Source organism: Vibrio sp. Sgm 5 (assembly GCF_026241575.1).
Taxonomy (GTDB): domain Bacteria; phylum Pseudomonadota; class Gammaproteobacteria; order Enterobacterales; family Vibrionaceae; genus Vibrio; species Vibrio jasicida.
In genome coordinates this window covers 20,341-43,634 of record NZ_JAPHPY010000042.1, presented here as the reverse complement: position 1 = coordinate 43,634, position 23,294 = coordinate 20,341, and the positions used below count along the sequence as shown (strand labels likewise).

22 protein-coding genes are annotated in these 23,294 nt (G+C 46.0%); 8 read left to right on the top strand and 14 right to left on the bottom strand.

Going from position 1 to position 23,294, the window contains the following annotated elements; all coding sequences use genetic code 11:
- Window positions 1-3: 3 nt before the first annotated feature.
- From OQJ86_RS19970 to OQJ86_RS19950, 5 genes are all read right to left on the bottom strand, one after another.
- Window positions 4-888 (bottom strand): carbohydrate ABC transporter permease, encoded by an 885-nt coding sequence (locus OQJ86_RS19970; protein ID WP_039975225.1) that lies wholly within the window; start codon window positions 886-888, stop codon window positions 4-6.
- A gap of 1 nt (window position 889) precedes the next feature.
- Window positions 890-1,879, bottom strand: a complete 990-nt coding sequence (locus OQJ86_RS19965; RefSeq protein ID WP_038869770.1) for a carbohydrate ABC transporter permease — start codon at window positions 1,877-1,879, stop codon at window positions 890-892.
- Between the two features lie 60 nt (window positions 1,880-1,939).
- Entirely contained in the window at window positions 1,940-3,187 is a 1,248-nt protein-coding gene (locus OQJ86_RS19960; RefSeq protein WP_038880189.1) for an ABC transporter substrate-binding protein, read from the bottom strand.
- 22 nt (window positions 3,188-3,209) lie between these two features.
- Entirely contained in the window at window positions 3,210-4,214 is a 1,005-nt protein-coding gene (locus OQJ86_RS19955) for a LacI family DNA-binding transcriptional regulator (RefSeq protein ID WP_045424808.1), read from the bottom strand.
- A gap of 418 nt (window positions 4,215-4,632) precedes the next feature.
- Window positions 4,633-5,964 carry a carbohydrate porin gene (locus OQJ86_RS19950; protein ID WP_038869775.1) on the bottom strand — a complete coding sequence of 444 codons (1,332 nt, stop codon included), beginning with the start codon at window positions 5,962-5,964 and terminating at the stop codon, window positions 4,633-4,635.
- Window positions 5,965-6,411: 447 nt separating this feature from the next.
- Here OQJ86_RS19950 and OQJ86_RS19945 point away from each other — a divergent pair, with 447 nt between their 5' ends.
- On the top strand, window positions 6,412-7,596 hold the full coding sequence (locus OQJ86_RS19945; protein ID WP_265989622.1) for a GGDEF domain-containing protein: 1,185 nt from the start codon (window positions 6,412-6,414) through the stop codon (window positions 7,594-7,596).
- Window positions 7,597-7,616: 20 nt separating this feature from the next.
- On the opposite strand, the gene OQJ86_RS19940 is transcribed toward OQJ86_RS19945, so the two are convergent.
- Complete coding sequence (locus OQJ86_RS19940; protein ID WP_038869778.1) at window positions 7,617-7,898, bottom strand: hypothetical protein; 282 nt, start codon at window positions 7,896-7,898, stop codon at window positions 7,617-7,619.
- 163 nt (window positions 7,899-8,061) lie between these two features.
- Complete coding sequence (locus OQJ86_RS19935; protein ID WP_005448986.1) at window positions 8,062-8,346, bottom strand: pyrimidine/purine nucleoside phosphorylase; 285 nt, start codon at window positions 8,344-8,346, stop codon at window positions 8,062-8,064.
- A gap of 221 nt (window positions 8,347-8,567) precedes the next feature.
- Between OQJ86_RS19935 and OQJ86_RS19930 the strand changes: the two genes are divergently transcribed.
- Entirely contained in the window at window positions 8,568-9,071 is a 504-nt protein-coding gene (locus tag OQJ86_RS19930; protein WP_265989619.1) for a DUF2850 domain-containing protein, read from the top strand.
- A gap of 394 nt (window positions 9,072-9,465) precedes the next feature.
- Window positions 9,466-12,006 carry a glycosyl hydrolase family 18 protein gene (locus OQJ86_RS19925; protein WP_265989617.1) on the top strand — a complete coding sequence of 847 codons (2,541 nt, stop codon included), beginning with the start codon at window positions 9,466-9,468 and terminating at the stop codon, window positions 12,004-12,006.
- Between the two features lie 113 nt (window positions 12,007-12,119).
- Here OQJ86_RS19925 and OQJ86_RS19920 read toward each other — a convergent pair whose 3' ends face one another.
- Window positions 12,120-12,974: an alpha/beta fold hydrolase gene (locus tag OQJ86_RS19920; protein ID WP_038869784.1), complete on the bottom strand. Its 855-nt coding sequence runs from the start codon at window positions 12,972-12,974 to the stop codon at window positions 12,120-12,122.
- A 122-nt stretch (window positions 12,975-13,096) separates the two neighbouring features.
- Window positions 13,097-13,687 carry a TetR/AcrR family transcriptional regulator gene (locus tag OQJ86_RS19915; protein WP_038869909.1) on the bottom strand — a complete coding sequence of 197 codons (591 nt, stop codon included), beginning with the start codon at window positions 13,685-13,687 and terminating at the stop codon, window positions 13,097-13,099.
- Between the two features lie 253 nt (window positions 13,688-13,940).
- On the opposite strand from OQJ86_RS19915, the gene OQJ86_RS19910 reads away from it, so the two are divergent.
- Together OQJ86_RS19910 and nhaD are read left to right on the top strand one after the other, a co-directional pair.
- Window positions 13,941-14,966, top strand: a complete 1,026-nt coding sequence (locus OQJ86_RS19910) for an acyltransferase (RefSeq protein ID WP_265989614.1) — start codon at window positions 13,941-13,943, stop codon at window positions 14,964-14,966.
- Between the two features lie 420 nt (window positions 14,967-15,386).
- On the top strand, window positions 15,387-16,817 hold the full coding sequence (gene nhaD, locus OQJ86_RS19905; RefSeq protein ID WP_038869787.1) for a sodium:proton antiporter NhaD: 1,431 nt from the start codon (window positions 15,387-15,389) through the stop codon (window positions 16,815-16,817).
- A 26-nt stretch (window positions 16,818-16,843) separates the two neighbouring features.
- Here the strand turns inward: nhaD and OQJ86_RS19900 are convergent, their stop codons facing one another.
- Window positions 16,844-17,239 carry a GFA family protein gene (locus tag OQJ86_RS19900; protein ID WP_038869788.1) on the bottom strand — a complete coding sequence of 132 codons (396 nt, stop codon included), beginning with the start codon at window positions 17,237-17,239 and terminating at the stop codon, window positions 16,844-16,846.
- Between the two features lie 218 nt (window positions 17,240-17,457).
- Between OQJ86_RS19900 and OQJ86_RS19895 the strand changes: the two genes are divergently transcribed.
- Entirely contained in the window at window positions 17,458-18,066 is a 609-nt protein-coding gene (locus OQJ86_RS19895) for a YitT family protein (protein ID WP_038880163.1), read from the top strand.
- A 72-nt stretch (window positions 18,067-18,138) separates the two neighbouring features.
- On the opposite strand, the gene OQJ86_RS19890 is transcribed toward OQJ86_RS19895, so the two are convergent.
- The 3 genes from OQJ86_RS19890 to OQJ86_RS19880 all read right to left on the bottom strand — a co-directional run bounded on the left by OQJ86_RS19890 (window position 18,139) and on the right by OQJ86_RS19880 (window position 20,915).
- Window positions 18,139-18,960 carry a hypothetical protein gene (locus tag OQJ86_RS19890; RefSeq protein ID WP_038880160.1) on the bottom strand — a complete coding sequence of 274 codons (822 nt, stop codon included), beginning with the start codon at window positions 18,958-18,960 and terminating at the stop codon, window positions 18,139-18,141.
- Window positions 18,961-19,068: 108 nt separating this feature from the next.
- Window positions 19,069-19,551: a methylated-DNA--[protein]-cysteine S-methyltransferase gene (locus tag OQJ86_RS19885; protein WP_038869793.1), complete on the bottom strand. Its 483-nt coding sequence runs from the start codon at window positions 19,549-19,551 to the stop codon at window positions 19,069-19,071.
- Entirely contained in the window at window positions 19,548-20,915 is a 1,368-nt protein-coding gene (locus OQJ86_RS19880; protein WP_095760321.1) for a DNA-3-methyladenine glycosylase 2 family protein, read from the bottom strand. The genes OQJ86_RS19885 and OQJ86_RS19880 overlap by 4 nt, the downstream gene beginning before the upstream one ends.
- Window positions 20,916-21,118: 203 nt before the next feature.
- Here OQJ86_RS19880 and OQJ86_RS19875 point away from each other — a divergent pair, with 203 nt between their 5' ends.
- Both OQJ86_RS19875 and OQJ86_RS19870 read left to right on the top strand, forming a co-directional pair.
- Window positions 21,119-21,322: a hypothetical protein gene (locus tag OQJ86_RS19875; RefSeq protein ID WP_020195070.1), complete on the top strand. Its 204-nt coding sequence runs from the start codon at window positions 21,119-21,121 to the stop codon at window positions 21,320-21,322.
- A gap of 349 nt (window positions 21,323-21,671) precedes the next feature.
- Window positions 21,672-22,115 carry a DoxX family protein gene (locus OQJ86_RS19870; RefSeq protein WP_265989605.1) on the top strand — a complete coding sequence of 148 codons (444 nt, stop codon included), beginning with the start codon at window positions 21,672-21,674 and terminating at the stop codon, window positions 22,113-22,115.
- Between the two features lie 160 nt (window positions 22,116-22,275).
- On the opposite strand, the gene OQJ86_RS19865 is transcribed toward OQJ86_RS19870, so the two are convergent.
- Window positions 22,276-23,169, bottom strand: coding sequence for a LysR family transcriptional regulator (locus tag OQJ86_RS19865; protein ID WP_009696587.1), 894 nt, complete (start codon window positions 23,167-23,169; stop codon window positions 22,276-22,278).
- Window positions 23,170-23,294: the final 125 nt, after the last annotated feature.

Genomic DNA, 23,294 nt, shown 5'->3' with positions numbered 1-23,294 from the left:
CGCTTAGCCCTTGACGGCACCAGAGGTCAAACCGCTGATCATCTGTTTTGAGGCAAATAAGTAAGTAATCACTAACGGTAAAATGGAGATGGTGGTTCCGAGCATCACCGCTCCCCACGGCGTATTCGGAATGCCCTGCACACTTCGCAGTGCCTGCGTAATCACGTAGTTTTCTGGCGTTGTCAGAACCACAAGTGGCTGCATAAACATGTTCCAGAAGAAGACAAACTGCACGATTGCTAGGGTTGCGAGCGCCGGTTTCATCAGTGGCAATACCACGCTCCAGTAAGTACGGAATTCACCTGCGCCATCTAACTTCGCCGCTTCTAACAGCTCTTTAGGAATCGATGCCACGACGTGTTGGCGCATCAAGAAAATACCAAATGGTGTGGTCGTGAACGGCAACCAAACCGCTAAGTGGTTATCGAGTAAGCCAAGAAACTTCACGATCATGAAGTACGGGATCAAGCTCAATACAGGTGGAATCATCATCGAACCAACCAGCATGCCAAACAGCAGGTTTTTTCCCTTGAACTTGTACACCGCAAAGGCGTAACCACCCATGCTACAAAACAACAATGAAATCGTGGTACCTAGGAACGCGATGTATATAGAGTTAAACATCGCCTGCCAAAAAGGCATGATTTCCAGTAACTTGGCGTAGTTCACCGCGAGGCTGTCACCAATCGCAAAGCTGATGCCTGTGCCGAAGATTTCAGTGCGGTCACGCGTCGATAGCAACGCCGACCAAATGAACGGGAATACGGTCATGATGGCAGACACCACCAACACAGTGCCGAGCATCACCATCAGTATCTTGGTAAAGATCTCGATGCTGCGGTCGCTTGGACGCCAACGCTGCGCCGTAGGTAAGGTAGTTGTAGTCATCTTATTGCTCCCCTAGACCTTTCTTACCGAAGAAGAAGAATTGAATCGCCGTACAGCCTGCAATCAAGGTAAACAGTAACCATGAAATCGCTGACGCAGTCCCCATCTCTAACCACTCCCAGCCCACTTTGTAGAGGTACATAGAGATGGTTAAACCTGATTGGCCTGTACCACCCGTACCGCGCGTTAGGACAAAAGGTTCTTCGAACAGCTGCAAGTTACCGATGATGGTCATGGTGACCGCAAAGAAGATGAATGGACGAATCATTGGCAGCGAAATGCTCCAGAAACGACGCCATGCGTTTGCACCGTCCATGCGTGCCGCTTCTAGGATGTCTTTAGGAATCGTCATCAAGCCCGTGGTGTAAAGCACGATGTTGAAACCGGTGTATTTCCAGAACACCATGATGGCGATAGAAGGCTTCACCATAGTTGCATCATCTAACCAACGGATTGGTTGGAAATCGTTCACCCAAGAGAATGCCCAGCCGAACAGCGTGCTATCTGCCAACGCCATCAAGCTTTGGTTGATAATCCCTGAGTTTGGCGAATACATGTTAAAGAAGATGAGCGACGCAGCCACCGTTGAAGTTATGAACGGCAAGAAGTAAGCCGACGTCAACCAATGACGGAAGCGATCTCCTAGCGACACCAAGATGTACGCAACAGGCAATGCCACCAAGTGTTGCGCGACACCAGAAGTTACAGCTAGCCAGAGTGTGTTCTTTAATGAACGCCAAAGCCACGGGTCGGTCAGTGCAATGTGGTAATTCTCAAAACCCACATAATCCATCGCCCCCAAACCTTCAACAGGGTTCCACTCATGGAAGGAAAGAAAAATAGAAAACAGTAACGGGAAAATCCCAAACACGGAAAAAATAATCAAAAACGGCAGTAGGAATCCATACGGTGTAAGCGCTTTCAAATTTAGACGAGAAAAAATACTCTCACGCTCTGATGTTTCCATTACCTTGCTCGCTGCCTGATTCATAGTAACGACCTCTCATCAGGAGGGCGTGGTGCCCTCCTTGCTTACCAAATAGCAAATTGCTTACATGTTGCGAGTACGGCGCTTGATCATGCGCTCTGCATCTTTCAATGCCGTTTCAATGTCTTTGCCTTCATCCAACACTTCCATCAGTGCATTTTCTAAGATGATAGAGCGAGCAACGTGGTCGCCTTTAGCTGGTGCCACTGGTTTGATGTTTTGTGCTACTTCTGCAAACAGTAAGCGCGCCTGCTGACCACCTAAGAATTCAATTTTCTCTTCAAACATAGGGTCGTCGTAAGTTGTGGTGTTTGCAGGGAACGCTGCAATAGTGTCGAAGTGTTTAAGTTGAATCTCACGCTTAGTTGTCATGTATTCGATCAGCTTCCAAGCGTCATCTTGGTGCTTAGATTGCGTAGGAATCGATAGAAATGAGCCGCCCCAGCTTCCGTAAATACCATCAGGAAGGTTAGATACGCCCCAGCTGCCTGCTGTTTCTGGCGCAATCCAGTTGTTTAGGTGACCAAGTAGCCAAGCACCAGAAAGCTGTGTTGCAAATGTGCCGTTACGGAAGCCTTCGTACCATTCGTTTGACCACGCAAGAATGCGACCGTCCAAGCCTTTATCACGGATCTCTTTTGCTACTTCAAAAGCGTGAACAAAGCGCTCTGACGTCACTACTGGGTTGCCGTCTTTATCAAAGTAAAGACCTTCCCCCTCGGGTACTGTGGTGAAGATGATCGCTTGCGCCACATCTGCTGCAGAGGCAATCAATTGAACATTCTGTTGTTTCAATTTTTCACCCGCCGCGATGTAAGAATCCCAATCTTTGATCGCTTCGTTGATATCAATACCCGCTTTTTCAAAAATGTCAGTGCGGTAATACATCACACCTGGACCAAGGTCGACAGGCATACCGTACACATCACCGTCTGCGCCTTTACCTTGCGCCCATGCATAAGGTGCGAAGCTCTCTGCATATTTATCAGCGCCGTATTTTTCAGACAGGTTAACCAAACCACCCGACGCCACAAATGGGCCTATTTTCTCTACATCAACAACAATCACATCACCCGCACCAGAGCCCGTTGCTAGGTTGGTTGTTAGCTTTGTATGGTGATCACCGTGGTTATTCATCAGGTAATCAACCTTAATCCCTGTTTCTTTCTCGAAATCCGGTAGCAGCACTTTCAAACTGCTGTCGAAATCTGGGAAGCCATCAAAGCGAATTTTGGATTCATCAGCTGCGTTTACCGTCGCAGCCACACCCAATGCAGCGGTCATCGCAAGCGTCAAAGTTTTCAGTTTCATGTTGTTGTCCTTAATTATCGTTTTATAGGGTATGCAGTTCCTTGACCGAACTTCTTGGCACTAAGGCCGGTGATAATTTGAAGTTCACATCTCGTTTGTTTTTATTGAGGATTTGAATCACGAGCTGGACAGCTTCAGCACTCATTTGCTCAATAGGGAAGTTAACTGTGGTAAGGGCTGGCGTGAGGTAGCGCGCAAACAAAATGTCATCAAATCCAACCAGAGATACTTGCTCAGGAACATCAACGCCATGGGCTTTAAGCACTTCATAAGCACCAAAGGCCATGTGATCATTACAAGCAAATACGGCAGTAAAATGACAATCGCGCTTCAACAACTTGCGCATTGCGCTTTCCCCAGACTCTTCGGTAAAACCGGCCTCTGAGACCAATGCTTCGTCATACTCCATTCCCGCTTCTTCAAGAGCCTTGCGGTAACCTTGTAGACGCCCCCGTGCATCGGACTTGTCCAGAGGGCCGGTGATACACGCTATGTTGCGATGCCCCATACGCAACAAGTATTCGGTCGCCAACTGGCCACCAAATTCGTTGTCGATCTCAATACAGCTTTGTGCCATTTCAGGGATGAAGCGGTTAACTAACACCACCGGCATACCCTTTTCTTTAAGATCGATTAAATAATCATCTGTTAGGTTTTGTGCGTGCAAAATCATGGCATCAACGCGTCGACCAAGCAGGAACTCCACCGATTCACGCTGACTTTGTTCTGAGTTAGAACCCGCTGTAACAATCACGTGGTAGCCAAAACGACGTAGACGCTCTTCCATGCTGTGTAAGATGCCAGAGTAAAATGGACCACCAAGCTCCGGCACTATGATGCCAATGCTGCCCGTACGGCTTGATGCCAATGCCTGCGCAATAGAATTAGGACGATAGCCAAGTGTTTGAATCGCTTTTTCGACTTTCAGCTTTTTATCATGACTCACTCGGCTGGTGCCGTTGATCACACGAGAAACCGTAGCCTGAGAAACACCAGCGTATTCAGATACATCTTTAATCGTCGCCACAAGAAACCTCTTCCACTTGAACCTCAAGATTCAATCTTGCTTCGAGATAAGCTCCTCGAAACCGCTTTCATGGCAGCTAGTATTTCGGATTCACTGATGTGTTATCGTGAGAGAAATCACACCGAAATCCCTTTAAATTCGGGCAATGTTTGAAAGAATGAGGCGCGTGGCAGTTTGCTTTCATTTCATGAAACCGTTTCATGAAATGGTTATTTCACGCTCAAATAAAACCAAGCAAAGGCATTGATTTAACAACTCTTTAATATCGATCCATGAATCAAAAACGGCGAGTAAGAAACAAAAAAAGAGCCGCAAATGCGGCTCAAAATAGGGTTAAGAATGGACAGTTTGGCACTCAACTGGCTGCAATGAGCGCCATGACAAAATAGAGAGAGTTAAGAGTGTAGTTTGAGATGGCTTACCACCAAGCTTCCCACATCGCACCTAGGCTAACCGTATCTTGCTTAGGATCGTTGATGCCAGTCGCTTTGTTGTCCACCTCACCGACTGTTGCGTAGAAGCGCAGCATTGGTCGAGCACCAGCGCCCCAATCAAACGAGATGTTTTGTGATAGGGTGACTTTCCAACCTGTGTTGTCATCGTCAGCACGTGCGTAGTCGACCATCTGGTAGCCTGCTTCTAACCACGTAGAGTGTGCATCGTTCCAAAAGTACATCGGACGTACGATAGCACTGTAGTTGGTGCGCTCATCTTCCACCGCACTTGAACCATCAACGGAATAATCGTGGTAAGCCAATAGGTATTCAATCGCGGCTTTTTCACCGAGATCGGCATTACCTTCGAAACTTGCATAAATCGTAGTGAGGTCTTCTGTTTTCCAGAATACGCCGTTATCGGCATTGTCTGAATAACGCAATACTAAACGGTTTGAACCACTATCGTGTGCACGAGAGATCACCGCACCCAATTGGTACGCGTCTATGTGCTCAGAGCTATCAATCGCTTCGGAATCAAAGCCGTAGTTTGCGTACAACTCTAGATCTGCAAAACCCATGTCGATACCATGCAATTTAGAAGTGAAAGCGTATGCGCCGCTGTCACCCGTTCCTGCACCACCCGTACATGAGATAGAAGGGTTTGAACCTGGATCGACAATTTCTGGGCTACAATTTTCTACCGCTGCAACCACACCGAAATCCAGCTTCACAGAGCCAAGCTCAAGGTTATTGATACCACCACCTTGACCATCATGCATCATCCAAAAGTAGTCATTGATGCCTTGTTGTGGACGTTGATGGAAATCACGACCCGCCCAAATGTAAGCATTCGGCTGGCTTTCGAAAACATTCGTTACCCCTGCGTAAGCCTTTTTCAGGTTTACTTCATCGCCCCAGTGATCGAACATCACAACCACATCCCAGATCGCACCGCTGTCATTCTTGAACGCTTTCGCTAACTGGAATTCACCGCCGTTACCTTCGTTACCTAATCGACCAATTGCTGATGACCCATTAAATGAACCATCAACCATCACATATTTCTGGTCGCCAGCTTGATAATGTGCGCCGTAGCGAGCATAGCCGGAGAAGACAACACCATAAGGAATCTCAATATCCGGAGTCAGTACAGCCGGTTGTTGATCATCAACATAATTAGGATCGATGCGATTCTCCAGTTCTTGAATGCGTTTTTCCAGAGCTTCTACATCAGAATCGGCAGCAAAAGTAGAGAGAGAAGCAAGCGAAGCGGCCACTGCAAGCGCGAGAGGTAAAACCTTTAAGTTTTTCATGTGATTTCCCTAAGTTTTTAGTAGGTGTAATTATTTCAATAGGGATCTTAAGGAATGAAACGTTTGAAAAGCCGCTACGGCTTCACATGGCCATCGTGTTCAAAATGACATGAAACAACGCGTGAAACTAAAAATATTTATTAGCTCGTAAAATCAGACAGTTAAAATAGTGCTTGTTAGATTTTACATTTTGAAATCGCTTTCATTTCACAGGATTGTTTAATTTCTATCACGTTAATTTGTGCAAAATAAGAGCAATCCACTCATGATGACATGAAACATTTCATAATCATGAAACATTTCATACTTCGTAAATTTCTTACAAATTCAACAAGTCACATAAATAACAAACATGCTTCATATCACAATTAAGGGCTTTGCTATTCCATGTACTACTTAATTACGACCTAGAATAGGCATTAAGTAAGTCTAAAGTAGGGATACACAATGTCGAAATTGGCCGGAGCACGCCTAGAAGAAATGGCGGATATCCGATCGACAAGAAAAAAGAAGATAGTTTTTCTCTGTTCTAGCATCGCCACTGCATTTTTAACCTATGGCTCTGTCCTACACTACCTTGAAGGAAATTGGGGGCTCAGCTTACTCATTGGTTTATGTGCTTTGGCATGCTTAACCATCAGCTATTTGATCAAAGTCCGTGGTCACCACCAATACGCCGATCTGCTACTCACAGGCGTATTGATGTTTGATGGACTGTTGCTACTGCTTTATAACGACGCCCCTTCAGGTCGACTGCTTTGGCTCTACCCGATAGTGGCCGCCATTATCTTGATCAACGAATTCAAAGTCGGTCTGCTGTTTAGCGTGACGTACTCCCTCATCATCTTTTTCGGTTTAACCTTTTTAGAGAGTGTACCCACCGCCAGTGACATGACCGAGCGCCGATTTATGTTTACGCTGGTGGCGATCTGCTTTGTTTGTCATACCTTTTCTTACTATTACTCTAAAGTCGTGAACTACATTCAAACCCTGTATCGCGAAGGCATCGAAGAACTGGCTTACCTTGACCAGTTAACAGGATTAGCCAACCGTTGGAGTTTTGAAACTTGGGCACGTGCCAAGTTAGAAGAGTTGGAACAAGTTGAGACCAAAAGTGTCACGGCTTTAGTCTTTTTAGATATCGATAACTTCAAGCACATTAACGACAACTACGGACACGATGTTGGCGACCGTGTGTTAAAGCACTTTGCGACTCGCTTAAAAAACAACATTCGTAATAAAGACAGAAAAACGGACAAGCATGACTACTCAATTGCTCGCTTTGCTGGTGACGAGTTTGTCTTAATGCTTTACGACGTGCGCGGTAAGAAAGACCTAGACAATATTTTGGATCGTATCGTCAACCTGTTCCAAAAAGGCTATCAAACGGACGACAACATCAATGAGTTAACCATGAGTGTAGGAGCGGCCATTTACGGCCAAGATGCAACAGATTTATCTGAACTGACTCGTTGCGCAGACAAAGCTATGTACGCTGCGAAGCACACTGGCAAAAACCAGTATGCATATTACGAGCATTGCTCACATGCAGAAGAGTTGCGTCATCAAAGACACTCGTTGGTTGGCGCAATGGGAAATGTGACTTCATTGCAGCGTGACGCCAGCTTATAAACCAAACTGTAGAGCCTAAGTTAGGCGTACATATACATGGCCCATAAGCCAACAAGTAAAAACGTGACAAGCCAGATCACTTGGCCGATTTTGCTTGGTTTATCATCTCGTGGGACAAGAACAGGTTTGAGCGCTCGCTCTTTCATTTTGCCGACAAGGCTTTTCTCAATCGCTCGCTTATAGAAAGCACGTCGTTTTTGAGCCGCGTTGGCCACCTTAGTAAAGCGGTGACGTTGCTCATTAGTAAAATCCGTTGCCTCATAGCGAGGAGGAAGATCGGAATGTTTAGGTTGTACTGCCATCTCATCCTCCTTGGTCGATGGGTGCACCTGTTTTAAGTATATACATAATTAACGCTTTATTGCCAAAAACCGTTGCATCTGAATAACATGCATAAAAAAAGCCACCCGCAGGTAGCTTCTATATAAATCAGTCTTCAATCACTTGTCAGAGATGGCGCTGTGCTTATAAGTACTCACATAGGTAAGCCGTTGCGTCTTTAACTTGAAGCTCAAATGATGAGTTACCTTCGACTTCAAAAAACTCACCGCTGTTGTAAGTCACCCAATCAACCTCTCCAGCTTTCTTTACGATCAGTGCACCTTTGACGACACTCATACGTTCAGGAGCTTGTGTACCAAACGTGTATTCACCTGGCAACATCACACCGACACTGACATCCTGTCCTTGTTGGCTAAAACCCAGTGACTTTACGCCACCAGCAAAATAACTGTTTTCCTTAATACTCATTCTTTGGTTTCCTTATCAAAAATCAGCTCTTTTTTACCCTGTTTCGGTTTACGACTCAAGTCTCTAAATTGACCTTTTTTGAGCTATCGAATACTCAATAACTGTGTTTCGGAATGTAAAAGTGGACATCAGATCATAGTTTAGGTGTCGCAAAGGCGAGATTGTTTGTTTTTGCAGCGTAAGCTTCTCACCATATTAAAAAAGGAAAACAAGCAGGGATCATGACGACCACACCGCGCCGAAAACGCCAGAAGAAACCAGAACCGCAACCTTCATTTTGGGCTCGTCATCAGTTCAGAATCATCAAAGGAGGATTTGCGACGTTTGGCTGCGCGCTGTTGAGCTTTCTCGGCTACCAACTTTACGCTTCTTATCTCGACTATATCGATCCAGATAAAGTGTATGGCGAATGGATTGAAATTGGTGCGCCGCCTTATCAGACCGAACAACTTTCCTTTACGCCCGACGGGGTCTTTCGCAACCATCGCCTCGTCGCTACCCAGTTTGAGTTCGATGGCAAAGTTGTCACCCTAAACACCGGACTAGGTAAAACAGCCTACCAACTGTCTGGTTCTCACCTCTCTCCCCAAATACGTCGCGTAGAACCAAAGCTACCTGACCAACGTTTTATTCTTAAAGGATTCGAGCACACCGTACAAGGTTCAGAAATTGGTGCCGCGTCCAAACGCCGAGCCGCATTGAGCGAGCACTTCAATCGCAAGTAATCTTGTTATCGACCCCATCAATCATACGTATCTTTCCCCAAATTCAACAGGGCCGTTACTGGCAATTTCTAACGTAACTTGCTCTGTTACATAATAAAAATTTAATTTCACTCGCAAAATAACACTGCCAGACTGAGTAGATAATTAATTAAACGCATGCAAAATATTTATAAATTATTGGCTCAATATTGTATTTTCTATGCAAAACAATGTTTCTTGTAGTGAGATTTGTGTAACAGAGTCGAATCTTGATTTATTTTTTTTTGAAAAAAAAAAAGGTTCTGAAATGCTGAATGTGATGCTTTTGCACAGTGTGTGAATCGGTTGTCTTTTCTGTCGCAAGAGCAGCTTGTGTTCGTGAATGAACATAAAATCAAGGATTGAGAGAGAAGTTATGATTCGATTTAACCTATGTGCAGCTGGGGTTGCCCTAGCTCTTTCTGGCGCTGCAAATGCGGCTCCAACAGCACCAAGTATCGACATGTATGGTTCTAATAACCTGCAATTTTCTAAAATTGAACTGGCAATGGAAACCACATCTGGCTACAACGACATGGTTAAGTACCATGAGCTAGCTAAGATCAACGTGAAATTTAACCAGTGGAGTGGTACTTCTGGTGACACTTACAACATCTACTTTGATGGAGTTCAAGTCGCAACAGGCCCTATCACTGGTAGCCAAACTACTGCGTCGTTTGAATATGGCCAAGGTGGTTTGTACCAAATGGAAATCGAAGCGTGTGACGCAACAGGCTGTGCGAAAAGCGCACCAGTAGAGATTACGATTGCGGATACAGACGGTTCTCATTTACCGCCGCTAACTATGAACGTTGACCCGAACAACAAAACCTACAACACCGACCCAAGTGTTGTCATGGGTACTTACTTTGTTGAGTGGGGCATCTATGGCCGTGACTACACGGTTGATAATATGCCGGTCGACAACCTGACTCACATCCTTTACGGCTTCATCCCAATTTGTGGTCCAAATGAATCAGTGAAATCGGTTGGTGGCAATAGCTTCAACGCACTGCAAACCGCTTGTCGTGGTGTGAACGACTACGAAGTGGTTATCCATGACCCATGGGCAGCTTATCAAAAGAGTTTCGCGCAAGCTGGTCACGAATACAGCACGCCGATCAAGGGTAACTACGCGATGTTAATGGCATTGAAGCAACGTAACCCTGATCTAAAAATTATCCCATCGATCGGTGGTTGGACACTGTCTGACCCATTCTTCGATTTCGTTGACAAGACCAACCGTGACACGTTTGTCGCATCTGTGAAGAAATTCCTAAAAACATGGAAATTCTACGACGGTGTTGATATCGACTGGGAATTCCCTGGTGGTGGCGGTGCCGCAGCAGATAAAGGTGACCCAGTAAACGATGGCCCGGCTTACATCGCATTGATGCGTGAACTACGTGCAATGTTGGATGAGCTAGAAGCAGAAACAGGCCGTACTTACGAGCTAACGTCTGCAATCGGTGTAGGTTACGACAAAATTGAAGATGTTGATTACGCAGACGCTGTTCAGTACATGGACTACATCTTCGCAATGACTTACGACTTCTACGGCGGTTGGAACAACGTACCTGGTCACCAAACGGCACTTTACTGTGGTTCATTTATGCGCCCAGGTCAGTGTGACGGCAGCGGTGTAGATGAGAACGGTGAAGCGTACAAAGGTCCTGCATATACAGCCGACAACGGTATCCAACTTCTTCTAGCTCAAGGTGTTCCTGCGAACAAACTTGTACTAGGTACAGCAATGTATGGCCGTGGCTGGGAAGGCGTAACACCTGATACGCTAACCGATCCAAATGACCCAATGACAGGTACTGCAACAGGCAAACTGAAAGGCAGCACGACTCAAGGCGTCTGGGAAGATGGCGTGATTGACTACAAAGGCATTAAGTCATTCATGCTTGGTGCAAACAATACTGGTATCAACGGCTTTGAATACGGTTACGATGCACAAGCAGAAGCTCCATGGGTGTGGAACCGTTCAACAGGTGAGCTGATCACATTTGATGACCACCGCTCTATTCTTGCGAAAGGTAACTACGCGAAGTCGCTAGGTCTTGCAGGTCTGTTCTCTTGGGAAATTGACGCAGATAACGGCGACATCCTGAATGCAATGCACGAAGGTATGGCGGGTGGTGTCGTTGTTCCACCAAACCGTAAACCAACGGCAGCAGCAGGTGCGGACCAAGCAGTAACAGGCCCTGCAAGTGTTGTGCTTGATGGCAGCAACTCAACAGACTCTGATGGCACAATCGCAAGCTACGCTTGGGAGCAAGTATCAGGTACAGCAGTGGCTCTATCTGGCGCAAACACTGCGACAGCAAGCTTTGATGCAGCAGAAGTGACTGCAGAAGAACAGCTAACGTTCAAGCTAACCGTGACAGACAATGACGGCGCAAGCGCTTCTGATCTTGTTGTGGTAACGGTTAAGCCTGCTGGCGTGATTGATCCACCAAATACAGCACCTGTTGCGCAGGTCTCTGCACCTGCAAGTGCGAAAGCTGGTGACGTGGTTGTAATTGACGCTTCCGCTTCTAGCGATGCTGACAACGACACACTCACGTTCGATTGGACGCTACCTCAAGGTCTAAACGCAACAGTTAACGGTGCGAAAGTGACGTTCACAGCAGCAGAATACCCGCAAAACACTAGCCTAAGCTTCACAGTAAGCGTAAGCGATGGCCAAGCAGCATCTTCAGCAAGTGCAACCGTTGTTGTATCTAAGCACAGCACAGGTGGTGGCACTTGTACTAACGCATGGGATGCAACAGCTGTTTACACTGGCGGTGACCAAGTGACTTACGCAGGTAAAACTTGGGAAGCGAAGTGGTGGACACAAGGACAAGATCCTAGTAAGTCTGGCGAATGGGGTGTTTGGAAAGAAGTGGGCCCAGCTAACTGTAACTAAACACAGCTAAAGTGTTGTGATTCAACACTAATCGCTCTGAATATTGTAATAAAAAGGACAGCTTCGGCTGTCCTTTGTTGTTCTAACAGAATCTATTAAGTGCTTTTCAATAATCAGCTAGCTTCAATTAAACGGTCGAAACTCTGGAACACCTCTTCACACTTCATCACACGACCGTGACCTTGGCCTTGAGTCGTCACTAATTCAACCCGTGCCATCTCACTCGCTGCTTGCGCAGAGACACTGTGCTTAGTGAACTTGTCTTGCTCATCATGAACAATGATGGTTTTTGCTTCGCGCTCTGCAAGACGCTTTTCTGGGTCAATCGACTGCAGTGGATAGCCAAACTGGTCCTCAACCTCAGACACCACCGCTTTGAATAACTTCATGGAGTATCCTGAGCGTGCAATGCTACCAAACAGGTTTTCTACATAATTCAGAACCGGAGCTATCAACAAAAGAGGTTTGTTCTCTAGTTTACTGTGGCGACATTCCAGCGCCGACGCAGTGCCCATGCTGTGCCCAACTAAACCTGCTACGTCTTCCACCGAATCCAATACATCCTCTAGGCCACGAACAAACGCAGGGATGTGTCCGTACTGACCATCACTCTCACCATGTGCAGGATGGTCGTATGCTAATGCGGTGTAACCAGATGCCGCAATGTGCTCCATCAACGGATAGAACTGACTGGCAGTTCCAGACCAACCGTGAGTAAGAATCCATACCGGACCGCTTCCAAGCTGATAGATTTTAATTGCCCCGGCATGACCTTGGATTTCACTTTTGATCAGTCCCTGTGGCTCAGCGTTTTTTGGCTGAGTACGCGCAGGAGTAAGCAGCAATTTACGCGCGGTATTTTTTGCGTGTGAGGGCGCTAGCGTGTGATGTAAACGCGTACTGATGTTGATCAGACTGCGCTTAACACTGAATTTCTGCGAAGTATTGAAGTAAATTTTCTCACTCATGATCGTTTCCTTAACTATCAGCTTTGCACAAAATAGAACGGTCGTGCTTTTTAAGCTGATAAGAAAGAGCGCTCTGTGTCGCTCTTTGTTATGAATCTCTTACTACGCCCGTTACCGCGGGGCTAGCGCTTCCATCGAGTAAACAAGTTATCGATGCCTTGCCAAAACAGTCTCTGGCTTTCTTCTTCCCCTTTGATCGAATAAAACACGTGTGCACTTAAGTACTGTCCGTATAAATCAAAGGTCGCTTGTCGCGTGTCTAAATCCACAACAAACTCTTGGTTTTCTTTGCCTTTCTTGATCTGAATTTCGAGATAATTCAACCAAGTATCAATCGACTTACGCAATGCCGCTTGCAATGCACAACCTTCTTCTGCGGTGTCGTTCCAAGCATCAAGGAACATGCAACTGCCTTGAAAAGAGTGGTTCCACGTCATCCAAGTGTCTAGTAAGCCACGTACTTTACGTTCAATATTGCTGTCACCTAACTCACGTGCAGGCGCAATCACACGCTCAGCAAATACTAGATTGGCGTGTTCCAATACTGACAGCTGAAGATTTAACTTCGAGTTAAAGTGAGCAAATAAACCACTTTTCGACATCCCGCACTGCTTCGCTAACTCACCAATGGTAAGACTTTCCAATCCATTTTCGCTCGCCAGTTGGAATGCACGTTGCAGAATAAGTTCTTTGGTTACTTTTCCTTTTTTCATAACTGCATTTTTAGCACGACCGTACTTTTTTGCAATATTAAGTTTACTGGTCAAACCAACCATCATGATCAGACACAGCCTCGATCTCAATACATTGAAAGAAGTAATGAATCTTGATTTTAGAAATTAGAGATGGGTCTGAATTTCGCAAACTGGTTGCCGTCAATTGCACATGAGTTGATTTTTTACCGCGAGAACTGAATCGTTAACTGCTAATTTCGCAGCGATTTTTCACTTTTTTAGGTAAGCACTTATGGCAACAACAAAGAAAATTGCCAGTTTAGAATTTGCCCGCATCATCGCAATGTTTGCGATCATTGGGCTTCACTGTCAGATGGCTCTCACGTATTGGCAATGGGATGAAGTACCTTGGGTTGGGTACATGCTTAACCAATTGGCTCGCTTTGCTGTACCACTGTTTTTTCTCATCTCCGGATATCTAATCCAGCCTAAACTCAGTACAAATCCCGTTGAGACACTGAAAAACTACGCCAAGCCTCTGCTCAAAATATGGCTGATTTGGAGCCTGATTTGTCTGTTAATGCCGTTTCGCTGGCAAGTAGTTGCAGAAGCAGGTTACCTCGTCGAGCGACAGGGTTATTGGGGTTACCTGATGTCGAACCCAGTGAACTCGCTCTTAGAAGGTGGCTTGGTGCATTTGTGGTTCATTCCTGCACTTGTCATCGCCGTGGCTATTATTGCGTTGCTGGTTCGCATAAACATGGTACAACTGTTGCTTCCTGCGGCGGTATTACTTTACGTCTACGGTGTGTTTGCAGGCAGCTACGTCACACTCACTGAACTACCAACGCCCTTCTTTACACGTAATGGTCCGTTCTTCAGTACTTTATTGGTGGTGCTTGGTTACTTAGCAAGACAACATCAGTGGCAATGGTCGCGCAATAACACCATTCGCTTAATATTGAACGGTATGGCACTGCATTTTGGCGAAGCCTATTACCTTATGAATTATGAAATCGCATTTAACTCACACGACTTCTTGTTTGGTACCGTAATTTGGTCGTTGGGTGCATTCATGTGGCTTCTTGCTCACCCAAACTTCGGCAATATGCCATGGGTATTTAAATGGTCACCGAGTATTCTAGGCATCTACGTGAGCCACCTATTGGTGATCATCATCATGATGAACATCGCAGGTATGTTGGGGCTAGAAAACCTAGCTAAAGACGCCTTTATTTACCCAGCAACGATTGTGGTCACTCTGCTGCTTGTGAAAGGCATCGAAGCCACTCCACTGAAAAAACTATTGCTGCGCTAAATCCATTCAGCACTATGTATGGCTTGCTCTAACACTTTGGGGTTAAAGCAAGCCTCTCAAAAATGAGAGCTCTCTCTCACTCGCCAACATTATCACTTCTAATGCTACGTAATTTGCTTTCACTCACAAAAAACATTGTTCATTTACTTTAGATTTATTCGACATCAACAAAATGCTCATTAAACGGAGGCGGTATGTGGGCAGGTCAAGGACTCGTTCCTTTTTTAGAAATTAGCCATTGGCTAACTTACGGTTTATACGCTGCAGTATTCCTATTTGGCGCTGCAAGTATTGCGTCACTCAGAAAGTAGTGGCGCAAGCTACATCAATTCAAAACTCCTACCGTTAATTCGAGCTTTCTCACACTTAACTTATTAATTTGTGGCTAAAATTTCTCCAGTCAGACAAGGAGAAATGTCTATGTCAATCTATCCAATTGTCGCTTTCTGCTGCTTACTCTTTTCAAGCCCCAGTTTTGCAGCGTCCACCAGTGACCTCAACCTCGTCAATTCTGCCGTCGGCTATGCCGCACTGATTCTCTTCACCATTGCTTACATTCTGGTGATGCTGGAAGAATACCTGCATATGCGAAAATCCAAACCAGTACTGCTCGCCGCGGGATTAATCTGGATTTTGATTGGGTACACCTTTGCCCAACACAACCAAGCTGACGTCGCTAAAGCCGCACTGGAACACAACCTTCTGGAATACGCCGAACTTTTATTGTTCCTACTAGTAGCGATGACTTACATCAATGCAATGGAAGAGCGGAGGCTGTTTGATGCTCTGCAAGCATGGATGGTCGGTAAAGGTTTCGATTTCAAACAGCTATTTTGGCTTACAGGCGGCTTGGCATTTGTCATTTCACCTATCGCGGATAACTTAACCACGGCCCTGTTAATGTGTGCGGTGGTGATGAAAGTTTCTGGCGATAATCCAAGGTTTGTGAACCTTGCCTGTATTAACATCGTCATTGCGGCGAACGCTGGCGGCGCATTCAGTCCATTTGGTGATATAACGACCCTGATGGTTTGGCAGGCAGGACACGTCAGTTTTGCTGAATTTATGCCGTTGTTTGTTCCGTCATTGATCAACTACGTCATTCCTGCGTTCATCATGTCGTTGTTTGTACCAAACACTAAGCCAGATACGGTCCATGAACATATTGAATTGAAACGTGGAGCAAGACGAATTGTAGGCTTGTTTATTCTCACTATCGCGACTGCGGTATCTTTCCACGCGGTACTTCACTTCCCGCCAGTAATCGGAATGATGATGGGCTTGGCGTACCTGCAGTTTTTCGGTTATTTCCTGCGTCGAACACTAAAACATTCACTTGCTAAAAAAGCGGCCGAAGCGATTGCCAATGGCGATGATTATGCCTTAAAGCGTTTAGGTTCAGTGGTACCGTTTGATGTATTCCACCGTGTATCACGTGCAGAGTGGGATACTTTACTGTTCTTCTATGGTGTCGTCATGTGTGTCGGCGGTTTGAGTTTGCTCGGTTATCTTGGGTTAGTTTCCAACGTGATGTACACCGAATGGAGCCCAATCTGGGCTAACGTCATGGTGGGGATTCTCTCTGCTATCGTGGATAACATTCCAGTGATGTTTGCTGTATTAACGATGGAGCCAACCATGTCGATGGGGAACTGGCTGTTAGTCACGCTGACTGCAGGCGTGGGTGGTAGCTTGCTTTCGATTGGTTCAGCGGCTGGCGTGGCATTAATGGGGGCAGCAAGGGGACAATACACCTTCTTTGGCCATTTAAAATGGGCACCGGTGATTGCGCTAGGTTATGCCGCAAGTATTGCGGCGCACCTTTGGATGAATGGCAGTTTGTTCACTTAACCTACCTTGATCAATATTGAATATTCTTACCGGTCTGATGGGTGGTTCACGCCATCCATCACCTCAATATCTCCCAGCTCATAAGGATTTACATCTTCTAAGCAACCAACGTTATAACCGTATTCACTCGGGTCAGAACGGCGCTGATGATGCGTGTAGATACCGCATTCACCACAGAAAAAATGCTTAGCCGTGCTGGTATTAAACTGATACAGCTTGAGTGCCTCCTCACCTTGGATGATGCGAATCCCATTCAAAGGTACTGATGCCACAATCGCGCCACGACGTCGGCACATAGAACAATCACAACGTCTAGGCTTCTCGATTCCATTTGGTAATGACAGTTCAATTTGTACTTTTCCGCAATGACAAGAGAGCTTATGCAAAGGCTGAATTGTGGTACTACCCACTTGTTTAATCATGACTTTTCCTTGTTGCTTCAGTGTTCATCTAGCTTAATGTGTAAAGTCTGTTAAACAGTTAACATCCGCGCAATCTAGGTCAAAAACTCGACATCAATCACTTTTCACGACATTTTATTCATCGATTTATCACTATTTGGTTGGCGTTTTGCCAACCGCATCCGTTTTGGTTGTGCGCTTGCAGTTAAAACGGTTTTAAAACCAAGGAAAATACTTTTATGGATAAAGATCATAGCCTTAGAGAGAACCTCTTGGCTCTGACGCTCGGTAGTGCGTTGGTGTCACTTGGGGTTATCTTTTTTAGCAAAGTGGGACTGCTGACAGGTGGCACTGCTGGTCTTGCTATCTTCCTCACTAAAGTGAGTGATTTTAGCTTTGGTCAGATCTTCTTTGCACTGAACCTACCTTTCTACATTTTGTCTGTGATGCGCATGGGTTGGCGTTTTACCATCAACACTTTTATTGCGGTTTCGATCGTGTCCTTTGCGGTAGACCACCTGCACCATGTGATTGAAATTTCTCGTATTGAACCCGTTTACGCCGCCCTCCTCGGTGGAGGCCTGATTGGTATGGGAATGCTGGTAATTTTCCGCCACAAGATGAGCTTGGGCGGTTTCAACATATTGGCACTTTACCTTCAGGAACGCTTTGGCATTCGTGCAGGCAAAGTTCAAATGGCGCTCGACTGCACCATCGTGGTGATGTCTCTATTTATCGTCGATATTCACTTGATCGCCCTATCTATACTTGGCGCGGTGGCGACCAACTTAATCTTGGCAATGAACCACAAACCAGGGCGATATCAGCCAACGCCACAATCGGCATAATCTTCTAACACATGACAAAAACCAAAGCCCCGAGACAAATTCTCGGGGCTTTTCCTTGTCCGCTACATAAGACTACACTAGAGGCGAGTTCTCACAGTATTGTTGGTCCCCTTCAGCCAGCTTGAGCTTGTTTTGTTGGCTTAAGTGATAATGCACCAGCATCAATAAATCATTCGCGTAGAAGAGCTCAAAAGCATCTTCTCCATTTTGTCGACAGATTGCCTCACAGCGATCAGCGTGCACTTTGGCTTGGAGTGGGTTTCCTGCTTTAAGTAGGCTCATGGCTAAACGATATTCTGCGCGCTCTTCTTGCATCCAACCACCAGCAACCTTCCAATTCTCAAGCGCCAATGTTGCAGCCTCTAGCATTCGCTCTACCTGGGCTTCAGAGCGCGTTTCAAGCTCTTCATATTGGCAGGCAAGGTTGTTGCCCGTAATGGCAATTGAACGTGCCAACGGCTCGGCAGTTTGGTCTGAATCTATCCCGTTGGCTGCTTTTGCTAACCATGTGCTAGCTTGCTCTAGCTCGTTCATCGCAGATAGCTCGTTGGCAATCTGAGCAAAAACGCGGCGCTGATCGACATCTTCCAAGTCAACGATATGGTCCGTCGTTTGATCCACAAAGTACTGCGCGACAATTTTGGCTCTCTGACGCACCATACACTGACTCGCTACGCCATTTTCGAGCTTATCTAAACTGGTGAGAAACTGCTTCGGGTCGTGCAGATGACCGATGGAAGTGTGCAGCATCAAGGGTAAGATGCGCTCAGCATGGTTAGTGTCTTCCACCTCACTAAGCGCTTGTTCTAATTGAGTGTATGTTTGTTGTGGCTGCGCTTCATGCTGCTGCCAACTTTGGTTTATGAATGCATCAAAATCCGTTTTGAAAGACATATCCTTATTTTCCTTTTTCATTGCTCTGGATTGCTCTTTAGCTCAACAACCCTACACAAAATCGAAGCAAATAAGGTAAACCTTGCCGGATTCTGAGAATGGCCTCACTTAAAGTGGCGAGCCCTTCTCCAAAGCCAATAATCGCTGTTTGCGCTCTACCCCGCCCGCATAACCAGTGAGCTTGCCACTTTTTCCAATCACACGATGGCACGGCACCACAATCGAAATAGGATTCTTACCGTTCGCCAGTCCCACCGCTCGTACCGCCTTCGGATTGCCGATGGCATTCGCCAAGTCTTGGTAGCTCCATGTTTCACCATAAGGAATGGTCGTTAGCGCATGCCAAACTTGAGTTTGGAAATCAGTGCCTGTCGCTGCAAGTGGCAAGTCAAATTCGTTACGCAGCCCAGCAAAGTATTCTTCCAATTGAGTAACAGTCTGACTGAGCACTGCATGTTGATCATTACGCTCACCCAAATCATCTGGTTTGGTGGTACACGTTTCAAACCAAATTCCGAGCAAACCTTGATCGTTAGCTTGAATGGTCACAGCGCCTAACGGACTTGGCATTACCGTATAAAGTGATTTCATGATTGATTCCATAAGTGAAAAGTCGCGTAACTGCCCCAAGGCGATGCAGTATGAGCATTCAATGACGGATAGTTTGGCATGGCTTTCTTCACCACCAAGTCTTTATCTAAAAAACAATCGGGCTGAGATTGGCCACGCAATTGCGCATAGCTCACCGTCCACGGACCAATGCCTTTTAATTCCAGCCATTGCTGCGGATCGGCTTCTGGGTTTTGCTGCATGTACTGAGCAAATCGCACGAGCGTGTCTTTACGGCTTTGCGGCATACGCAAGAAGCTAACATCGGCATTAGCAATCGCTTCTGGCGTTGGAAAGTGGCGCGCATGCTGATCGCTGCTGAGTGTTTCCACTAACAAGTTAAGTTGCCCAATTGCGGCTTTGACCGACACTTGTTGACCCAACACGGCACGTACACCGGCTTCCCACGCGCTCCAGACGCCCGGAATCCGAATCCCTTGAGTTTTCATCAATCCCGGCGCGATGTATTCAAGGTGCTGCTCCACCGTGCAAATATCCGCATCAAGGTCGAACATGCGACGCACACCAGACACCAAATTCTGCAATTTAGTGACGTCTTCAATGTCGAACTCCATCTCAAGGTAACCCTCCCCTTGAGTGACCTTAAATCGTGCATGGCAATCATCGAGTAGAACATTGCGCTGGTAAGCGTCTTGTGTGACTTGCTCCATTCCTTCAATCGCACGCAGACGATAAAAATCGAGCATGTGTTGCCAGTTCAAAGCCCCGCGATAAGGGAGCACGATTCGATTCGTCCCCACGCCATCAAACTCCTTTCTGCGCACTTGAGAAGGCGTTAGCTGAAGAATCTTTTGAAACGCATCATTGAAACGTCGAGTGCTGTTAAAACCCGCGGCAAAGCCGACTTCAGTGACCGACATCGAACTCGAATGCAGAAGCTGCTTAGCAAACATCAACTGTTGATACTGCGCATACTGCTTTGGTGACATCCCCAAATATTGCTCAAACAGCATACGCAAGTAACGATCCGAGATCCCGAGACGCTCAGAGAGATCCGCAAGAGACTGATGATGCAATGCACCTTGATCAATCATATTGATCGCACGTTGAAATGTGGTTTCAACCCCTTTCCAAGCCCATGACCCTGGCGCACTGTCTGGGCGACAACGCAAACACGGACGATAACCCGCCTTCAAAGCTTGCGTCTTGTCAGTGAAGTACTCGACGTTTTCCTCTTTGGGCAAATTAGCTGGGCAGATCGGGCGGCAGAAGATCCCTGTCGTTTTCACCGCAATGTAAAAGCGTCCATCAAAGCGGCTGTCACGTGCCATGCGTGCTTTTTGACATTGTTCGAAGGTCAATGATGTGTGTGGGTGGATGAACATAGTGCTGTCCTTGCGTACACAGTGGGTGTTTAACGAGTGGGTAACTTGCTCGCCACTCGATCGGTATAACTTCATTGTAGAACGGGGAGTTACTGTAGATTAGCCATTTTCGGAACTCAATATTGAGAAATTTTGGCATTAGTAAATTTGTGCACTAAAGTTAAATCAGAACAACACAACAACGTCGGCTAAAGGGAATTGGCATGGACTTACATACGTGCGTGATTGTACTTAGAAATCACAAGGTTATTACCAGTAAATCAGTCGAGCACTCGATAGGGATTATCGAACGCGACTCTGATAACGAGATTTCAGAAATTCAAATCAATGCGACTGATGGTGTGAATATTCGCACTTATCACTACCGTAGTGTGGAAGACTCGCTTGAAAGCTTAATGAATCTATAAAAACTCCTTTCTCCCTTGTTAATCGTAAAAGCAAAAGAGCACTGGTTACTGTGCTCTTTTTTTTGCTCTGCATTTACGGAATTCTTGTTTCAAAATACAAAACACGTTCGGAAAGTTATTCGAAATTTTGCGATTTCCATAATCAAAACCACCACAGAAGCAGCCAATATACAACGCCTAACAACGACCTAAGCATCTGTATTTATTTAGTTAAAAACGTTCCATCGAATTTATCGAACGAGAACATCAAATTGCCCCAATTTTTTCTTTCTCTCCTCCTACCTACACTGATTTCAACGGCAAGGGAGTCACCACTCCTCATCAGAAAAATTCGAGAAAGGATAAAGTCATGAAAGCACTACTACAGAAAATCACCACTTCAAACGCGGGTTACAGCGCACTCGCTCTTCGCATTCCAGTCGGCATCATCTTTATGGCGCACGGCGCACAAAAACTTTTTGGCTGGTTTGGCGGTTATGGTCTTGAAGGTACAGGTCAATGGATGGCATCGATTGGTTTAGGCCCTGGCATGTTGATGGCATTTTTAGCTGGCAGTGCAGAATTTTTTGGCGGCTTGTTCATCTTGCTTGGTTTGCTTACCCGCCCAGCAGCAGTGGCTTTAGCATTCACCATGTTGATCGCCATTTTCTCAGTTCACTTTGAAAACGGTTTGTTTATGTCGAACAACGGTTACGAATTTGGTCTCGCATTACTGGCAGCTTGCGTTTCTCTCGCAATTTCTGGCGCAGGCAAAGCAGCACTGGATGGCACACTTCATCAAAAACTGGCGTAAAACAGGTTCGTCATGGGCCTAAATTCTGCCATGACTCTCGCTTCAAGCATCACGCTGAATTTATAAACATCTGTAAATTTACGCAAACCAATACAAAAAGCCCCTTGGTTTATACCAAAGGGCTTTCGTTTAAATTTGCACTGGATCGCAAAAGCAGAAATTACTCGTCTGCCGGAATGTCCGCAATTTGCTGCAAGCTGTACGCCGTTAACGGGTCAATCTCTTTTACGATTTCTTCAACCTGCTTAATCGCTTCTACAGACGTGCTGGCTTTGCGATAGCTCAAATAGATAGGGCGGTACCAATCTTCTACACCAGACACCTTGTGGAGCTGCCCGCTTGCAATAAACGGCTCTACCAGAGACGCTGGTAGGTATGCGCTGCCACCTTTCTCTAAAACGAAGTCTAACGCGATACGAGCGGTAGAAGTGCGAAGGTAAGGCGCTGGGATTTTCGGGTGACGTTCCGCGTGTTCTGAAGCGAAGCGCGTACCCCAATCAACGTAAACGTATTTCTTGTTAAACACCGTATCAAGAGAATCTTGTTCGGTAGACACCAGCACCAACACCACGTCAGCAACTTTTTTGCAGTTAAGCTCATCCGCTTTGATTTGATCGAAGGCGAAAGCCATATCGAGTGTACGTTCCAATAGGCTGCGGCTTAGCATCTCACGTCCCATGACTTCCGCCATAAAACCGTAACCACCAAACGAGTCCGTTACGACACTCAAACAGTTTTGCAGGTAAGCATCCCAAATGTTCGGCGTACCACCCATGGTGAGCTGTAACGCTTTGCCATCTTCGAGGGATAATTCGAGTTTGGCTTGCTGCAAAGTGGTGACCATCACCTCTGCATAGCCTATTAAACGCTCACCTGCGGAGGTCAACTTTATGTTATTTCGATCACGAATAAACAACTGCGTATCGAAATAACTTTCGAGTTGTTTGATGCGTGCGCTCACTGCGGCTTGAGTAATGTACAAGTTCTCAGCAGCTCGTCCGAAGTGACGAACCTTTGCCAGCTCTAAAAATGTTCGAAAGACCTTTACATCCATAAACCATCTCCTGGTCAATATAAAACCAGATTAACAACTAATTAAAATTTTGACGACAAAAAAGTTTTGTTTTTCTTTTGTTAGCTTTGCGCCTAATTTTCGCCGTAATTCATCACATTCATCAA

What these genes read in the sequence shown, in the direction of transcription:
- OQJ86_RS19865 (WP_009696587.1), bottom strand. Translation starts at nt 23,169, where the DNA reads ATGGATGTAAAGGTCTTTCGAACATTTTTAGAGCTGGCAAAGGTTCGT.
- OQJ86_RS19885 (WP_038869793.1), bottom strand. Translation starts at nt 19,551, where the DNA reads ATGAAATCACTTTATACGGTAATGCCAAGTCCGTTAGGCGCTGTGACC.
- OQJ86_RS19870 (WP_265989605.1), top strand. Translation starts at nt 21,672, where the DNA reads ATGAAAGCACTACTACAGAAAATCACCACTTCAAACGCGGGTTACAGC.
- OQJ86_RS19970 (WP_039975225.1), bottom strand. Translation starts at nt 888, where the DNA reads ATGACTACAACTACCTTACCTACGGCGCAGCGTTGGCGTCCAAGCGAC.
- OQJ86_RS19925 (WP_265989617.1), top strand. Translation starts at nt 9,466, where the DNA reads ATGATTCGATTTAACCTATGTGCAGCTGGGGTTGCCCTAGCTCTTTCT.
- OQJ86_RS19930 (WP_265989619.1), top strand. Translation starts at nt 8,568, where the DNA reads ATGACGACCACACCGCGCCGAAAACGCCAGAAGAAACCAGAACCGCAA.
- OQJ86_RS19965 (WP_038869770.1), bottom strand. Translation starts at nt 1,879, where the DNA reads ATGAATCAGGCAGCGAGCAAGGTAATGGAAACATCAGAGCGTGAGAGT.
- OQJ86_RS19940 (WP_038869778.1), bottom strand. Translation starts at nt 7,898, where the DNA reads ATGGCAGTACAACCTAAACATTCCGATCTTCCTCCTCGCTATGAGGCA.
- OQJ86_RS19920 (WP_038869784.1), bottom strand. Translation starts at nt 12,974, where the DNA reads ATGAGTGAGAAAATTTACTTCAATACTTCGCAGAAATTCAGTGTTAAG.
- OQJ86_RS19945 (WP_265989622.1), top strand. Translation starts at nt 6,412, where the DNA reads ATGTCGAAATTGGCCGGAGCACGCCTAGAAGAAATGGCGGATATCCGA.
- OQJ86_RS19915 (WP_038869909.1), bottom strand. Translation starts at nt 13,687, where the DNA reads ATGAAAAAAGGAAAAGTAACCAAAGAACTTATTCTGCAACGTGCATTC.
- OQJ86_RS19895 (WP_038880163.1), top strand. Translation starts at nt 17,458, where the DNA reads ATGGATAAAGATCATAGCCTTAGAGAGAACCTCTTGGCTCTGACGCTC.
- OQJ86_RS19935 (WP_005448986.1), bottom strand. Translation starts at nt 8,346, where the DNA reads ATGAGTATTAAGGAAAACAGTTATTTTGCTGGTGGCGTAAAGTCACTG.
- OQJ86_RS19875 (WP_020195070.1), top strand. Translation starts at nt 21,119, where the DNA reads ATGGACTTACATACGTGCGTGATTGTACTTAGAAATCACAAGGTTATT.
- OQJ86_RS19890 (WP_038880160.1), bottom strand. Translation starts at nt 18,960, where the DNA reads ATGTCTTTCAAAACGGATTTTGATGCATTCATAAACCAAAGTTGGCAG.
- OQJ86_RS19960 (WP_038880189.1), bottom strand. Translation starts at nt 3,187, where the DNA reads ATGAAACTGAAAACTTTGACGCTTGCGATGACCGCTGCATTGGGTGTG.
- OQJ86_RS19950 (WP_038869775.1), bottom strand. Translation starts at nt 5,964, where the DNA reads ATGAAAAACTTAAAGGTTTTACCTCTCGCGCTTGCAGTGGCCGCTTCG.
- nhaD (WP_038869787.1), top strand. Translation starts at nt 15,387, where the DNA reads ATGTCAATCTATCCAATTGTCGCTTTCTGCTGCTTACTCTTTTCAAGC.
- OQJ86_RS19900 (WP_038869788.1), bottom strand. Translation starts at nt 17,239, where the DNA reads ATGATTAAACAAGTGGGTAGTACCACAATTCAGCCTTTGCATAAGCTC.
- OQJ86_RS19880 (WP_095760321.1), bottom strand. Translation starts at nt 20,915, where the DNA reads ATGTTCATCCACCCACACACATCATTGACCTTCGAACAATGTCAAAAA.
- OQJ86_RS19910 (WP_265989614.1), top strand. Translation starts at nt 13,941, where the DNA reads ATGGCAACAACAAAGAAAATTGCCAGTTTAGAATTTGCCCGCATCATC.